Consider the following 474-nt stretch of genomic DNA (forward strand, 5'->3'; position numbering starts at 1 on the left):
TGCCTGGCCTGAAGAAGAAGCCTTCCACGTCCGAGCTGGTGGACTGGCTGAAGCTGCTGATGGCCGACAACATCGGTGAAGCCGTGCTGCGTGAGCGCGACCCGACCAAGGCGATCCCGCCGCTGGCCGGGGCGCTGGTCAAGAACGAACAGGATGTGCATTTGCTGGAGCGTCTGGCGTTCATGAGCCGCCGCGGCAACCGTTGAGCGCCTTCATCCACCCCGTTACGTAAAAGGGCGACAGCCATGCTGCTCAACCGGTTCAACGAAATGCGCGCGGCCAGAGTGCCGGTGTCTCTGCGTGAATTGCTGGACCTGATCAATGCGCTGAAACAGCGGGTTATCTTTGCCGATATCGATGAGTTCTACTTTCTTGCGCGCACGACTCTGGTCAAGGACGAGCGCCATTTCGACAAGTTCGACCGGGCCTTCGGTGCGTATTTCAAAGGTCTGGAAAATCTCGACGATCATTTGC

2 pseudogenes are annotated in these 474 nt (G+C 58.6%); both read left to right on the forward strand.

Annotation, left to right across the window (positions count from 1 at the left end):
* Positions 1 to 206, forward strand: a pseudogene (locus ALO43_RS02285) (AAA family ATPase); the annotation flags it as partial.
* Between the two features lie 39 nt (positions 207 to 245).
* Positions 246 to 474, forward strand: a pseudogene (locus ALO43_RS02290) (hypothetical protein); the annotation flags it as partial.

Source organism: Pseudomonas tremae, from assembly GCF_001401155.1.
GTDB lineage: Bacteria > Pseudomonadota > Gammaproteobacteria > Pseudomonadales > Pseudomonadaceae > Aquipseudomonas > Aquipseudomonas tremae.